The organism is Paracoccus wurundjeri, assembly GCF_030678915.1.
GTDB lineage: Bacteria > Pseudomonadota > Alphaproteobacteria > Rhodobacterales > Rhodobacteraceae > Paracoccus > Paracoccus onubensis_A.
On record NZ_JAUUTZ010000011.1, the window covers coordinates 97,477 to 112,358 of the forward strand.

Annotated in this window: 14 protein-coding genes; 3 read left to right on the forward strand and 11 right to left on the reverse strand. The window is 59.8% G+C overall.

Going from position 1 to position 14,882, the window contains the following annotated elements:
* Positions 1-62 precede the first annotated feature (62 nt).
* The 8 genes from Q0601_RS12675 to Q0601_RS12710 all read right to left on the reverse strand — a co-directional run bounded on the left by Q0601_RS12675 (position 63) and on the right by Q0601_RS12710 (position 7,878).
* Positions 63-1,601, reverse strand: a complete 1,539-nt coding sequence (locus Q0601_RS12675; RefSeq protein ID WP_305290207.1) for a sugar ABC transporter ATP-binding protein — start codon at positions 1,599-1,601, stop codon at positions 63-65.
* A gap of 10 nt (positions 1,602-1,611) precedes the next feature.
* Positions 1,612-2,592 carry a sugar ABC transporter substrate-binding protein gene (locus tag Q0601_RS12680; RefSeq protein ID WP_305290208.1) on the reverse strand — a complete coding sequence of 327 codons (981 nt, stop codon included), beginning with the start codon at positions 2,590-2,592 and terminating at the stop codon, positions 1,612-1,614.
* 24 nt (positions 2,593-2,616) lie between these two features.
* On the reverse strand, positions 2,617-3,567 hold the full coding sequence (locus Q0601_RS12685; RefSeq protein ID WP_305290209.1) for an ABC transporter permease: 951 nt from the start codon (positions 3,565-3,567) through the stop codon (positions 2,617-2,619).
* Positions 3,568-3,700: 133 nt separating this feature from the next.
* Positions 3,701-3,850 carry a hypothetical protein gene (locus tag Q0601_RS12690; protein ID WP_305290210.1) on the reverse strand — a complete coding sequence of 50 codons (150 nt, stop codon included), beginning with the start codon at positions 3,848-3,850 and terminating at the stop codon, positions 3,701-3,703.
* 14 nt (positions 3,851-3,864) lie between these two features.
* Complete coding sequence (locus tag Q0601_RS12695; protein ID WP_305290211.1) at positions 3,865-4,617, reverse strand: SDR family NAD(P)-dependent oxidoreductase; 753 nt, start codon at positions 4,615-4,617, stop codon at positions 3,865-3,867.
* Positions 4,614-5,792, reverse strand: coding sequence for an aldose 1-epimerase family protein (locus Q0601_RS12700; RefSeq protein WP_305290212.1), 1,179 nt, complete (start codon positions 5,790-5,792; stop codon positions 4,614-4,616). The genes Q0601_RS12695 and Q0601_RS12700 overlap by 4 nt, the downstream gene beginning before the upstream one ends.
* A 65-nt stretch (positions 5,793-5,857) precedes the next feature.
* Positions 5,858-6,772, reverse strand: a complete 915-nt coding sequence (locus tag Q0601_RS12705; RefSeq protein WP_305290213.1) for a sugar phosphate isomerase/epimerase family protein — start codon at positions 6,770-6,772, stop codon at positions 5,858-5,860.
* A 20-nt stretch (positions 6,773-6,792) separates the two neighbouring features.
* Complete coding sequence (locus Q0601_RS12710; protein ID WP_305290214.1) at positions 6,793-7,878, reverse strand: Gfo/Idh/MocA family protein; 1,086 nt, start codon at positions 7,876-7,878, stop codon at positions 6,793-6,795.
* A gap of 211 nt (positions 7,879-8,089) precedes the next feature.
* Between Q0601_RS12710 and Q0601_RS12715 the strand changes: the two genes are divergently transcribed.
* Positions 8,090-9,097, forward strand: a complete 1,008-nt coding sequence (locus Q0601_RS12715) for a LacI family DNA-binding transcriptional regulator (RefSeq protein ID WP_305290215.1) — start codon at positions 8,090-8,092, stop codon at positions 9,095-9,097.
* Between the two features lie 48 nt (positions 9,098-9,145).
* On the opposite strand, the gene Q0601_RS12720 is transcribed toward Q0601_RS12715, so the two are convergent.
* Both Q0601_RS12720 and Q0601_RS12725 read right to left on the reverse strand, forming a co-directional pair.
* A complete protein-coding gene (locus Q0601_RS12720; protein ID WP_305290216.1) occupies positions 9,146-10,219 on the reverse strand; it encodes a tartrate dehydrogenase in 1,074 nt (357 codons plus the stop codon).
* A gap of 110 nt (positions 10,220-10,329) precedes the next feature.
* Complete coding sequence (locus Q0601_RS12725; RefSeq protein WP_305290217.1) at positions 10,330-11,400, reverse strand: tartrate dehydrogenase; 1,071 nt, start codon at positions 11,398-11,400, stop codon at positions 10,330-10,332.
* 103 nt (positions 11,401-11,503) lie between these two features.
* On the opposite strand from Q0601_RS12725, the gene Q0601_RS12730 reads away from it, so the two are divergent.
* On the forward strand, positions 11,504-12,406 hold the full coding sequence (locus Q0601_RS12730; protein ID WP_305290218.1) for a LysR family transcriptional regulator: 903 nt from the start codon (positions 11,504-11,506) through the stop codon (positions 12,404-12,406).
* Here Q0601_RS12730 and Q0601_RS12735 read toward each other — a convergent pair.
* Complete coding sequence (locus tag Q0601_RS12735) at positions 12,345-13,310, reverse strand: LysR family transcriptional regulator (RefSeq protein WP_305290219.1); 966 nt, start codon at positions 13,308-13,310, stop codon at positions 12,345-12,347. The two genes, Q0601_RS12730 and Q0601_RS12735, sit on opposite strands and share 62 nt — an antisense overlap.
* A 200-nt stretch (positions 13,311-13,510) precedes the next feature.
* Between Q0601_RS12735 and Q0601_RS12740 the strand changes: the two genes are divergently transcribed.
* A complete protein-coding gene (locus Q0601_RS12740) occupies positions 13,511-14,674 on the forward strand; it encodes a mandelate racemase/muconate lactonizing enzyme family protein (protein ID WP_305290221.1) in 1,164 nt (387 codons plus the stop codon).
* Positions 14,675-14,882: the final 208 nt, after the last annotated feature.

Consider the following 14,882-nt stretch of genomic DNA (forward strand, 5'->3'; position numbering starts at 1 on the left):
AGGTGGAAAATCTCGGATCACTCTTCTTTAGCCTGCCCAAAGCCGTTATGCACGGCTCCTGGTCATTGCTGTTTTTCGTATTCGCTGAAGGCGAGCCGAAGCAGATGCGCTTCCTGCATGTCGTCACGTTCAACGATATCGGCCAGCCGTCCTTTCGACAGAACTGCGACACGGTCGCAAAGGGCGATGATCTCTGGCAGTTCCGATGACGCCACGATCACGGTAAGGCCGTTTTCAGCAGCCCGGCGGATGATCTCGTAAATTTCTGATTTCGCGCCGATATCAACACCATGCGTAGGTTCGTCAAGCAGCAGAAGGCGCGACCCGGACAGCAAGGCGCGGGCAAAGACCACCTTTTGCTGATTCCCGCCCGACAAGGTGGTGATCGGCTGCCTGTCATCCCTCATGCGGACGGCCAGTGCCTTCAACTCGGCGGCGGTTCGTTCCGCTTCGCCGCGCGGCGAGACCATGACGCCGCCCCCGGATTTTCGCAGGGACGAGGCGGATGCGTTGCGGCGCACGGAATGCTGCGGAAGGATCCCGGCGGTCTTGCGCCCCTCTGGCACAAGGGCGACACCGGCTTGCAGCGCCTGCGCCGGTGTGCGGGGCGCATGGTTCCGGCCGAATAGTTCCATATTGCCGCGAGACATGGTTCTTGCCCCGACGATGATCTCCAGAAGCTCGGTCCGCCCGGCACCGACAAGGCCGAACAATCCGAAGATCTCTCCTTGCCGGATATCGAGGCTGATCCCCGAAACGTGGTCACGATCGGCCAGGTTCCGGACCCGCAGCGCAACCTTGTCCGACGGGTTGGTCCGGGGACTATAGGCGAACAGGCTGGCCTTGCCTGTCATGTCCGCGATGATCTGTTCTTTGGTCGTGCCGGCCGGGCGGCGGTCCGAGACGATTGCACCGTTGCGCAGGACCAGCAGACGATCGCAGATCATCATCGCCTCTTCCAGGCGATGGGTGATGAAGATGATCGAGATGCCCGCAAGCCGCGCCTTTCGCACATAATCAAGGAAGGTCGAGACTTCATGCGGTGTCAGTGAGGAGGTCGGCTCATCAAGAATGAGAAGCCGCGGATTCCGTGCGGCTGCGCGGGCAATTTCGACCAGTTGCTGCTCTCCGGTGCGCAATGATCCCGCCAGCCGGCCCGGATCGATGTCGCTGGCACCGACCGCCGCCAGCATTGCTTTGGAGGCGGACCGCATCGCGGCGAAATCGACCAGGCCCAGACGGTTTCTGGGCATGCGGCCCAGAAACAGGTTCTCGGCGACGCTCAGTGATCCGACCACCGATAACTCCTGATGGACAAAGGCAATGCCTGCCTCGATCCCCTCGGAAATCGAGGCAAAGCGACGCGGGGCATCGGCAAAGACGACACGCCCTGCCGATGGTTCCAGCGCGCCGGCGACGATATTCATCATCGTCGATTTGCCGGCACCGTTCTCGCCCAGAAGCCCGATCACCTCGCCGGGGGCGACAGAGAGCGTCACGGCTTCCAGTACCTTTGTCGCGCCGAAGCTTTTTCCGATCTCTTCCAGCCTCAGCAGCGGAGCGGACGGATTGCTTGCGGCCATGGATATGCCAGCCACCATGCCGACCCCTTTACTCGACCTGATCGGGGGTAAGCAGGTTCCCCTCGACCGAGACGACATCGGCATCCGGAACGGTACCATCGACCAGATGGTTGAACATCATCACCGCGCCGTCGAAAGCTTGCTGGAACGGTGCCTGATCCAGCAAGCCCACCATCTCGCCGGTTTTCAGATACGCAATATTCTCGGGCGTATGGTCAAATCCCACCACGCCGATCTTGCCGACAAGATCCAGATCGCGCACCGCCTTGGCCGCGCCATAAGGCCCGCCCGCCGTGACATAGACCATCTCGAGATCGGGATGGGCGGTCGTCATGTCCTGGACCAGACTATAGGCCGCAACGGCCTTGTCACGATTCTCGAACGGGCCGACGATCTCGATATCCGGGGCGTGCTCCTTCAGATAATCCAACGCGCCATCCATTCGCGCCTGATGCTGTGTCGCGCCGAAATAGCCGGTAATGACTCCCAGCTTGCCGTCGCCCTCCATTTTCTCGGCCAGAAAAGCGCCGATCTGCTGTCCGGCGGCATGTCCGTCCTGACCGATGAAGGTCATGCGCTTCGACGGCTGTGCACCTTCGGCGATGATCGAGATCACCGGCACGCCTTCATCCACGGCTTCGTTGATGATCCGGGCGGTACCATCGAAGATCGGAACGACCACGATACCGTCATATTGTTGCACCAGCGCCGCCTCGATTCCGGCGACGACCGCTTCGGCGGCCAATTCGTCACCCAGATCGATGAAATCGACCGTGCCGTTGAATTGCTCCAGATAAGTATTGGCCGCATGCGCGCCTTCGGTCACCGGGGTCCAGAACGGATTGTTCTGGAATGACAGGAATGCGATGCGCTTTTCCGTATCAGCCGCCTTTACCGCAGTGATCGTACCACCTTCGGGGATGTCCTGCGCCAGAGCTGCCGAGGCAAGCGGCAAGCCGGCCGCAAGCGAACAGGCCAGGACCGCGCGCGCCATGAATTTCGTTAACATTTCGGATTTCCTCCCTGATATCATTCAGTCATCTGTCTCGGCGCCGCGTCGCAGCCCGTCGATACCCACGGCCAGGATGATGATCAGTCCCTTTGTCACCACCTGCCAATAGGCTGAAATGCTTAGCAGAACGAAAGCGTTGTTCAGCAACGCCATCAGCATTGCGCCGATCAGGACCCCGATGATCGAGCCCCTCCCGCCGCTCAGGGCGGTTCCGCCAAGAATCACCGCGGCAATCACATCCAGTTCGTAGCCCATGCCCAGATTGGGATCGGCGCTGGCAAGGTTGCCGGCGAGAATGATCCCGCCCAGTCCGGCCAGAAGGCCCGAAAAAGCGAAAACGACCATCCGTGTCCGGGCGATATCTATTCCGGCGAGCCGGGCAGCCTTGGGATTGTCGCCGACCGCATAAACCTCGCGGCCGGTCACGGAACGCGATGCGGCGATATGGACGATGACCACCAGGGCGAACATCATCACCACCGAAACCGGAATGCCCGAGACGCGGCCCGCGCCCAGCCATTCGGCCCAGCCCGAATAAGGTACCGGAATGCCGCCGGTCAGCAGCAGGGCGATGCCGCGGGCCACGGACAGCATACCCAGCGTGGCAATGAAAGGATTGATGTGAAGCCGCGTTACCATCGCCCCGTTCAGCAGGCCGGCCCCCAGACCGGCCGCCAGTCCTGCCGTCAGGGCCAGAGCATCGGATCCGGTCGCTTGCATCACCAGAGCCGAGCAAACCGCCGACAATCCAATCACCGAGCCGACCGAGAGATCTATCCCCCGCGCGATGATGACCAGCGCCTGCCCAAGGGCGACGATGGCGACGACCGAAGCTTGCCTGCCGACATTCATCAGGTTGCGCTGCGACAGAAAGTAGTCCGTGGCGAAAGCAAGATAGATCGCCACGGCAAGCAGCATGAGCAGCACCGATATTTCACGCTGGCGTAGCAGGGTTTTAAGGTCGAAAGTCATTTCAGCATTCTCCAGAATCGCCCTGCATCAGGTTTTGCAGACTCGCGCCGCCTATTGAAATTCCTGGCATCCCGCTGCCTTTTGATCGAAGAGGGACGCGGGGGGATTTCAGGCGTATCATGGGGCCGGCAGGTCATGCTTCGCCCCTGCCAACCGCGCCCTCTGTCACCAGCGCCTCGATCTTGATGACATCCGCTCCCGGATTGCCCGGACGCTGCGCGGCAAAAGGTCCGGTCATCGAGAACGAACGATTTAGGAGAGTGATTTCACTGGAAATACCCATAAGTGGGAGACTCCTTATTGCATCGTCCAGCCACCATTGACGGCAAGGCTTTGTCCGGTGATGAAGCCCGCTTCCTCGGACAGGAAGAAGCGGATGGCAGCGGCGATGTCTCCGGCGTGACCGCGCCGTTTGATCGCTTGACGGTCAAGCACCATGGCGCTGTAGCCTTCCGGGTCGGGATGGATCTTCTCGGCATCGGTGGGGAACGCGCCGGGAGCAATGGCATTCACGGTGATGCCCCATTTTCCGAATTCCCGTGCCCAGGCCCGGGTCAGCCCCAGCAATGCGCCTTTTGACTGAATATAGGGCGCAAGGTTTTCCCACTCGCCCGACAGGGTGATAGAGGTGATGTTGATTATCCGGCCCCAGCCTTGCTTCCGCATCCCGGGCAGCGCCGCAAGCGTGCAGATCAGTGCCGCCTCAACATTGATCGCATGGATCTGAGTATGTTCCGCGAGGCTGTATTCCTCGAAAGCTTTCGACGGATAGATGGCGGCGTTATTGATCACCGCGTCCAGTGCCCGGTCTACCGTCAGTTGGGCGAGCAGGGCTTGCAGACCGGGTTGATCGGCCAGATCGGCCTCGATCAGATGAAGCTGCGATTGCAAGGGCGCCGGGGTATCGGCAAGCAATGCTTCGTTCTTGCTGTGGTCGCGGTCCAGCGCATAGACCTCGGCCCCGGCGTTCAGCAACTCCAGCGTGGTCTTGTGGCCCAGCCCGCCCGAAGCCCCGGTATAAAGGATACGCCGCCCCTTTAGCCCGCTCATGCCCGCCCCTCCAGTTTTCGAAAATTCCCGCTGGGGGCAGGATAGTCCTCGTCCGGCTGACCATGAATCGCGCGGATGCGCGCCTCGGCCCGGACGACCGCATCCTGATCGGGCAGGATCACGAAACGGCTGTCATAGCTGCGTTCGTCGCCGTGCTCCAACCAGATCATCTCATCCCGTTCCCGCGCGGCCAGATTGCCCAGGACGTGATGCGACGACGGTTCGATTCCCATTGCATATTGCCCCGCCTGAAGGTTCTGCCATTGATACTGGCAGGGGAACTGGTCCTTGTGGGTAACGACCATGAAGCCCAGCCCCAGCCGGTCATTGACCAGCGCCACCGGCACTTCGCCCTTACCGTCCGCGACCAACTCGTGCTGCCAGACCTGCTCATGGAAATCCCGCTGCGGCGCGGGCAGGCGGCGATAGCCTGTGCCCTGATCGCGATAACTGTCGGCATGTGCCGCCCAGACGGTTTCCGCGATGGGTGCCAGATAACGCGCGTCTTCCTCCAGTACCGGATGACCGATGTTGATGTGGTAGCAATACATGTGCGGCGTGCGGTAAAAGCCGCGATTCACCACCCGGTCGGACAGATGAATTTCATCGCGACCGACCTCGACCTCGATGCGGCGATGTAGTTCCAGATGCTCGCCGAAGACAGCGGCCTGGGTGACGACGCCCTCGGCCCAGAGGAAGCAGCGGTCGCCCTCCCATCTTTCGCCATATCCGGTCAGATGCGCGGGGATCGCGCCCGCGCGCCCGTGCAACGAATGCGAGGCGGTTCTGCGGGGACCGTATATGTAGCTGTCAGTGGAGACTTCGTTCATGAACAGGATATGGTCCAGGCCGCATGTGACCATCAGGCCGGAAAAATTGCGCATCCAGCCAAGACCGCCTTCGCCTTCGTATTCGGCCAGCGATGGGTGGCGGAAGCCTGCAGGCGAGTGCCAGCCGATCGCGCGGCCATTATGATCGCAATCGGCGATATCCATGCAGCGATCGACCAGCACCGTGAAGCGAAGGCCCGAGCCGGTGCGGAATTCCAGCAGCCGGTTGCCGCGTTCCAGCCCGTTCTGCAATTTCGTCAGCCGCACGCCTGCGGCATGGCTCAGACCACCGCTGCGGGCCTCGATTTCGCGGCGGGTGAATGTCTTTCCGTATAGTTCAACCATTCTCTGTCCTGATCCGTTTCACGCACCGTTGCGGCCGGGCGGCGCGGGCGCCCTGCCTGTCGGTTTCAGCAGCCGTTTTCGCGCAGCCTGGCGTCAAGGAAAGCCTTGGCGCGGGGCACATCCGCCTCGTCCAGATGTTCAATGATCATCGGGATATTGGGATGCTTTTGCGCCAGACGCTTCAGGTAAAGGTCATAGTTCAACTCGCCCAGACCCGGTGCGGGCAGCTCGATCTCGCCCACGCCGCGGAAAGTGTGGCTTTCGGCGGCCGAGCTGTCGCCGATATCCGAATGTTTCTCGGATTTGTCGTCGCCTGACCGTTTCACATCCTTGGCATGGCCGATCAGGATCTTGTCGGACAGCGCGTCAAAGACCCGATTCAGTGTCTGATCCATCTGGTCGATATTATGGGCTTCGAAATAATTGGTCGGATCCATCAACAGGCCCAGACCGGGATGGTCGACCTCGGCGAATATGCGCAAGGTTTCCTCGACCGATCCGATGACGTTGTTTACGTAGGTTTCCAGCAGAAAGACCGCGCCATGATCCCAGGCGAATTGCGCAAGGTCGGTGATGACGGCGCGGCAATCGTCCCAGCCTTCCTCGGTCTTGTTCTTCGGATGGTGGACCCAGTCGCTGTCGGTTGCGAAAGTACCGGTTTCCGAGATGACATAGGGTGAACCCAGATATTGTGCATGGGCCAGAACTTCTTTCAGCCGGTCCAGCCGCGTCTTGCGCGCGGCCGCGTCGGGATGAACGATATTGGTATAGGCCGAGATGCAGCTTACCGGCAGGTGATGATCCCGGAACGTGTCGCGGATAGTGCGGCATTTATCCGGCGTGACCTGCCCGTCGGAGACGTCGATATCGGTGAAATGCAGATCAAGCTGCACCGTGTTGAAATCAAGCGCGCGAATCTTCTGCGCTGTGGTTTTCAGGTCATAGGGGAAATACCCTGTGAAGATGCCGGTTTGCATCATTGTGCTGTTCTCCTCCCGGTTCAGTCTTGTGAGATGTCGAAATCGATGCTGCGTCCCTGCGCGATCGAGCGATAGGCGGCCTCGATCAGTGCCATCGTGCGAACATTGTCGGCCACGGAAAGGGCAGGGGCGGTGCTGCTGTGGATCGCCCATTGCAATTGCTCCATCACGCCGATGAACGCATGCGGGAACCACATCGTGTCCCATTCCGGACTGACCCATTGCCCGCCGGTTTCCACCTGCGAGGCATAGGACAGGGTCGAAGGAACGCCGGTCGGCCAGCCGATCGAGCCCTTGGCAACGCCCTTCGTCCCCTCGACCCGCCAGGTGATCTGCTGGTCGTCATCATAATTCTGGGCACGCGGTCCCGACCAGACATCCTCAAGCGAGAGCGCCAGAAGCCCCGAAGGGAAGCGCAGCGTGGTCACGACGATACCGTCTTCATGCGCGAATTCGGTGCGGGGATCGGTGCGGGTGATCGTCGTCACCTCGGTGGGTTCGCCGAACAGGAACCGCAAGGCATCCAGATGATGCACGCTCATATTCGCCAAGGTCAGCCGGTCGTAATCCTGAAGGAAACCCTGCCAGTGCGGAATCGCATGCATGTCGATCTGCGCGAAGACCGGCTCGCCAAGGCTGCCGCGGTCCAGAAGCTGTTTCAGTGACCGGATCGACTGATCGTAGCGCATGTTCTGGTTGACCGACAGAATCTTGCCTGCCGCCCTGGCCTCGTCACGTAATGCGCGCGCCTCATCGAGTGACAGGGCCAAAGGCTTCTGCGCCAATATCCCCTTCACATGCGGCTGCCGGAGGGCAAGGCGAATCAGGGCGGGTTGCAGATGCGGCGGATAAGCGATGTCGACGATCTGGATCTGCGGATCCTCGATCAGTGCTTCGGGCGTATCGTGGGTTACCGGGATGTCATAGCGCTTCGCCAGATGTTCCGCCCGTGACCGGCTGCGCGAAGCGATGGCCGCAACCGGGAAACCTGCAAGCTGATAGGCCTTCAGATGACATTCCGCCATGATCATCCCGGCGCCAATGGCACCGATCCTGAAATCGCGGCAGCGTATTTCGGGATCCGGTTGCAGATCCGATGCAGTCATCCTTTCCTCCCTGATGCGGGACCCTCCCGGTCCCGGAGCTGCCGGGAAGCTGACAGTCGATCTGCACAAAAACAATCATCATAATCAATCATAAAGCATCATTTAAAATCATTTTTTGGATAGCGTTCGAAATCATAAATATAAATGATATAATTTGATGGAATCACGCAGGATAATCCGCCAACCTGCATTAACAAGGATTTCCGTTCATATGCGCACCACCATCGCTGAAATAGCCCGCAAGGTCGGTGTCTCGACCGCGACAGTCGACCGGGTTCTGAACGACCGCGAAGGCGTTCGTCCCCGCACGCGTGAGATCGTTTTGCGTATTGCGCGCGATCTTGGTTATTTCGGACCGCAGACCGATATCACAGCAACGGGCGTCAGGATCGATTTTGTCCTGCCGGCGGGCCGCAACAGTTTCATGCGACAATTGCGAACGCATCTGATCGGCGAGGCGGAAGGGAAGCCCGATCTGACCATTTGCATCCACGATGTCGAGGAATGGAGCAGCGGCCGTGTTGCGCAGAAATTGCGGGAACTGCACGGCCAGACAGACGCTATCGGGGTCGTGGCTCCTGACCGTCCGGAAGTGCGCGAGGAACTGAACAGACTTGCCCGGACCGGTATCAAGATCGCGACACTGGTGTCGGACCTGCCCTCGGTCGAGAAGGTCGGATATGTCGGGGTGGATAACCGCGCCGCGGGGCGGCTGGCGGGGCTGTTGCTGGGGCGGCTGATCGGCGCGGGCACGCGGCGCGATGTGGCCTTGTTGGTCGGGCTGCGCGCCTATCGCGGCCACGAGGAGCGAGAGATGGGCTTCCGTTCGATCCTTGCCGACGAATTTCCCGATCTGCGGATCACCACCTATGCCGAAGTCGGCGACAATCGGGATCGTGCCTATCACGAGATGCAGCGGATCCTGAATTCGGGGCAGGTTGCCGGGATCTACAATGTCGGATCAGGGAATCAGGGGGTCGCACAGGCGTTGCACGAGGCCCGGACAAGCCGGAAGACGGTATTCATTGGCCACGACCTGACCGATGCCACGCGTATCATGCTGATCGATCGCACCATGGATGCGGTAATCGACCAGAATGCGCGGGTCGAAGCGCGAGAGGTGATCAGGCTGCTGACCGATGCCGTCCGCAACGTGACGAGCAGCCTCTATCTTCCGCGCCTTCAGGTGATCTTCCGCGAGAATATTCCCGAAATCTGAGCTGCCGCCGATTGTTCCGCCCCGGCATTCGCCGGATCGGCGTATCGCTTACAGATTTGCGCCCCGGATCGCCTCGCAGACCGCATCCGTGACCTGCCGGGTGGTGGCCGTGCCGCCTACATCCGGTGTCATCACGCCATCGGCGCAGACCTGCTCGACCGCGATCATCAGGCGTTTGGCGGCGTCCACCTCACCCAGATGGTCCAGCATCTGCGCGGCGGTCCAGAAGGTCGCGACCGGATTGGCAATGCCTTTGCCCGTAATGTCGAAGGCAGAGCCGTGGATCGGTTCGAACATCGACGGGTAGCGGCGCTCGGGATCGATATTTGCGGTCGGCGCCACGCCCAGACTACCCGCCAGTGCGCCCGCCAGATCCGAAAGGATATCGGCATGCAGGTTGGTCGCGACGATAGTATCCAGGCTTTGCGGCTGCTTGACCATGCGTACGGTCATCGCATCAACCAGCATCTTGTCCCAGCTTACATCCGGAAACTCTTGCGATACTTCGGCGGCGATCTCGTCCCACATCACCATACCATGGCGTTGGGCGTTGGATTTGGTGACCACAGTCAGAAATTTGCGCGGGCGGGACTGCGCCAGTCTGAACGCGTAGCGCATGATGCGGGTGACGCCGACACGGGTGAAGATGGCGACTTCGGTGCCGACTTCCTCGGGTAATCCCTTATGAGCGCGGCCGCCACTGCCCGCATATTCGCCCTCGGAGTTCTCGCGCACGATCACCCAGTCCAGATCGCCGGGGCCGATGTTTTCCAGCGGCGAATGGATGCCGGGCAGAATTCTGGTCGGGCGGACATTGGCATATTGATCGAAACCCTGACAGATCGGCAGGCGCAGACCCCAAAGTGTGATATGGTCGGGCACATCCGGCGCCCCGACGGCACCGAAGAATATGGCGTCGAAGGTTTTCAACTGCTCGACACCATCTTCCGGCATCAATGCTCCGGTTTTCTTGTAACGGTCGGACCCCCAGTCGAAACTGGTTACGTCAAAGCTGAAATTGCCGTCGCGCCGGGCAAGCGCCTCCAATGCCTGAAGCCCTGCTGCGATGACTTCGGGGCCAATCCCATCGGCGGGAATGGCGGCGATCTTGTATTCTCTCATGGAAACTCCCTTGATTTATTCCGAGCGCAGATCACGACCCAAATGGCCGGTGGCCGGATATCATGCGGCGAAGGTCCGGTTTTCCGATAAACCCGACCTGAACCGGTATCTCAGGCAAGCGCGTCGGCGATGGCTTTTCCGCAGGACACCGTATCGGATGTTCCGCCCAGATCACCCGTGCGCAGCGCGGGTTCGGACAGCACCCGCTCGATGGCGGCGACGATTCCGGCGGCGGCTTCGGGATGGCCAAGATGATCCAGCATCATTGCGCCCGCCCAGATCTGCCCGACCGGATTGGCGATGCCTTTCCCGGCGATATCGGGCGCAGATCCGTGGACCGGCTCGAACAGCGAAGGGAAGGCATGTTCGGGGTTGATATTCGCCGAGGGCGCGATACCGATGGTTCCGGTGCAGGCAGGGCCGAGATCCGAGAGAATGTCGCCAAACAGATTCGAGGCCACGACGACATCGAAACGATCCGGATGCAGCACAAAAAGCGCGGTCAGAATGTCGATATGATATCTGTCGACACTGATATCGGGATAGTTTCCCGCCATCTCGGCCACGCGCTCGTCCCAATAGGGCATGGTGATCGAGATGCCGTTCGACTTGGTGGCCGAGGTCAGCTTGCCGCTGCGCTTTTTCGCCAGTTCAAAGGCATAGCGCAGGATGCGGTCGACGCCGGTCCGCGTCATGACCGTTTCCTGCATGACCACCTCGCGCTCGGTTCCGGGGAACATCCTGCCACCGATCGACGAATATTCGCCCTCGGTATTCTCGCGCACGATCATCATATCGATATCGCCCGGTTCGCGCCCCGCCAATGGCGAGGAAACCCCCGGCATCAGCCGGGCAGGGCGCAGGCTGACATATTGATCGAATTCGCGCCGGAACTGGATCAGCGAGCCCCATAACGAGATATGGTCGGGGACGGTCTCGGGCCAGCCGACGGCACCAAAGAACAGCGCGTCATGGCCGCCGATCCGGGTTTTCCAGTCATCGGGCATCATCTGGCCGTGTTTCGCGTAATAGTCGCAAGAGGAAAAATCGAAATCGTCGAAATCGAAACTCAGGCCATAGCGTCTGGCGGCGGCTTCCAGAACACGGATGCCCTCGGGCACCACCTCCTTGCCGATGCCGTCACCCGGGATGACGGCGATTTTCATGCGGTTGCTGGTCATTGGATTCTCCTTGCCTTGGCGGGCAGAATAACTGCTGATATGAATGCTGAGAATTTCCTTATATTCATTTCATTATTGAATTTTGTGAATAGATGAGGCGCATATGACCGGAGAATCCGACATCCAGTTTTTCGCGGTATTGGCGCAGCGGAACAGCCTGTCCGAAGCCGCGCTTGAACTGGGGTTGACCGCATCGGCAGTCAGCCGCCGTCTGGCCCGGATCGAGGACCGTCTTGGCGTCAGACTGGTGAACCGCACGACACGCCGGTTGAGCCTGACGAGTGAGGGCGAGGCGTATCTTGCTGCCTCATTCGATATCATCAACAGAATTGCGACCGTCGAAGAAGCGATCGCATCCGCGCGGGGCGAAGCGCAGGGCCTGCTGCGGATCAATGCGACCTTTCAGTTCGGGCGCAAACATATTGCGCCAGCGATATCGGCATTTTGCCTTGGGCACCCGAATGTGCAGGTTCAACTGGTTCTGACCGATGCGCCGCTGAACATCATTGAAGAAGGCTTCGACCTGCAGATCCGCTTTGGCGAGCCGACAGCGACGCGGCAGGTGATGGGATTGTTGCTGCGCAATCGCCGCCTGCTGGTGGCCTCGCCCACCTATCTTGAACGGCTTGGCGCTCCGGAACGGCTGGCGGATCTGACGCGACATTCTTGCATCGTCCTGCGCCAGGAACATGCGGCCTATGATGTCTGGCGCTTCGGTAGCGACAAAACTGTGCGCGTGATGGGCGGGTTATCCACCAATGACGGAGAAACAGCCGTCTCATGGGCGCTGGACGGGCATGGGATCATGTTGCGTTCCGAATGGGATATCGCCCCGCATGTCCGCTCGGGGCGTCTGGTCGTCGTGCTGCCGCGATATTTTACCCGTGCGGATGTGATGGCCGTTTACCCCGAGCGGCTGAATCTATCCGCAAAAGTCCGCCTGTTCATTGATTTTCTGCGCGATCGGATCCGGGCGCAAGCCGATTTGCTGCAACTTCCGGGATAGTTTGCGCTTCGCGGCACGCCAGTTCCCAGAACTCTTCCGCCATCTCTGACATGCGGATGCGCGGACGGAAAAGGGATATTTGAACCTCTGCTGTCCAGTCCTTTGTGCCCGCCAGGGTCAGCGGTCCTTGCGGCCCGATATCCGAGCTGACCAGACTTTCAGGAACCCACGCCACACCCTTGCCATCCGTGGCAAGCGCCTTGAGAACCATCGCCAGATGAGAACTGAACACCGGCGTCAGATGCAACTCGGTTGTCCGGTTGAAGAGATTAGATTGCAGGATCCGCCCCATACCCGATGTCTGCTCGAACATGATGGCGGGAACGGGTGCTGCGGCAGATCCCGGCAGGCGATGCAATGGCTGCCCGCCATGATCCTTTGCGCTAATGGGAATCAGGCGGTCCTGCGCAAGTCCGATATGCTGAAACTCAGTTACCGGCAGATTGATCTGGCTGTCGGGATGATGATGGCATAACAGAAACTGGGCACGCCCCGACAGCATGATCCTTTCGCATTCATTCATGTTATCCGACAGTAACCGGATCGGCATGGTCGATGCCGCCGCCCCCAGTTTCTGTACCCACTGGGGAAAGAAGATGAAGGAAAGCGCATGCGTCGCGGCAAAGGTCAGCGTTATCGTCGCGGCGCGGACCAGTTCCAGTTCCTGCTGAACCCGTTCCAGCCGACGCATCACATCTGCCGCGGTCTCCAGCATGATCTTCCCTGCCGGGGTCAGTTTCAGCCGGTGTGTGCTGCGGTCGATCAATGTCGAACCGCACCATTCCTCCAGCGCCCGGATGCGGCGGCCAAAGGCGGGCTGCGTGATATGTCGCAACTCGGCGGCGCGCGAAAAATTCAGCACGCGCGCCAGAGCCTGAAAATCGGCCAGAAGATTCGTGTCCATGGATCCTCGTGCGGTGCATATATTGCATATCGATAACGCTATTTCAGCTGAAACACAAAAAAATCCTCTGCTTAAGCTATGCCGATTTGGCACTGTTATAGCCCGGATCGGCATTGGATTTTTTACCACGATTTGCCTTAGGAACGGCTGCGATAACGTACCGTTAGACAAATGCATCATATGTCCGGCAGGAGGAAATCATGCGGATCGTCGATATTTGCGAAGTAACCAAACCCATCGCGTCACCCATCCGCAACGCCTATATCGATTTCAGCAAGATGACGGCCAGCCTCGTTGCGGTTGTCACAGATGTGGTGCGTGACGGGCGGCGTGTGGTGGGCTACGGCTTCAACTCCAACGGCCGTTACGGGCAGGGTGGCCTGATCCGCGAACGGTTTCGGGACCGTATTCTTCAGGCCGATCCCAAGAGCCTGTTGAACGATGCTGGCAGTAATCTTGACCCGCACAGGATCTGGGCGGTGATGATGGCGAATGAAAAGCCGGGCGGGCATGGCGAACGCTCGGTCGCGGTCGGCACGATCGATATGGCGGTCTGGGATGCGGTGGCCAAGATCGAAGATAGGCCGCTGTTCCGGCTTCTGGCAGAGATGAACGGGCGCGAGGCGAATCCAAAGGTCTTTGTCTACGCGGCGGGTGGTTATTATTATCCGGGAAAGGATAATAACGCACTCCGCGCCGAGATGCGGGGCTATCTTGATCGCGGTTATAACGTCGTGAAAATGAAGATCGGCGGTGCTTCCATTGACGAGGACCGCGCCCGGATCGAGACTGTACTGGACGAGATCGGGCCGGACGCGCAGCTGGCCGTGGATGCGAATGGCCGCTTTGATCTGGAAACCGGGATCGCATATGCCAAGATGCTGCGCGATTATCCGCTGTTCTGGTACGAGGAAATCGGTGATCCGCTGGATTACGCGTTGCAGGCGGCGATTTCGGAATTCTACGATCCGCCGATGGCAACCGGAGAGAATCTGTTCTCTCATCAGGATGCGCGCAATCTGCTGCGCTATGGCGGCATGCGGCCGGATCGTGACTGGCTGCAATTCGACTGTGCGCTGTCCTATGGGCTTGTCGAATATTTGCGGACGCTGGATGTGCTGCGTCAATTCGGCTGGTCTCCATCCCGCTGCATCCCGCATGGAGGGCACCAGATGTCGCTGAACATCGCGGCCGGCCTGGGGCTGGGCGGGAATGAAAGCTATCCCGACCTGTTCCAGCCTTATGGCGGGTTTCCGGATGGGGTAAAGGTTGAAGACGGGCATATTGTCATGCCGGATCTTCCCGGTATCGGATTCGAGGGCAAATCCGACCTGATCAAGGTCATGCGCGAACTGGCGGAGTAACGGGCTTAAAGACATTCTGCCGGATATCCGTGATCCTGCGAAGCCGAATGACTGCTATCGTCACGAAACTCTCATCCGACCTTTGATGTCCGAGCGCCTTTCCTCAATCCTTATCGGATCAGATAGGTGACAGCGATCGTGATCGGACATGCCGGCATGTTCCGACCGATGACAAGAGCCCCGATTGGTCCTAGCGCCGGGCCGTTCC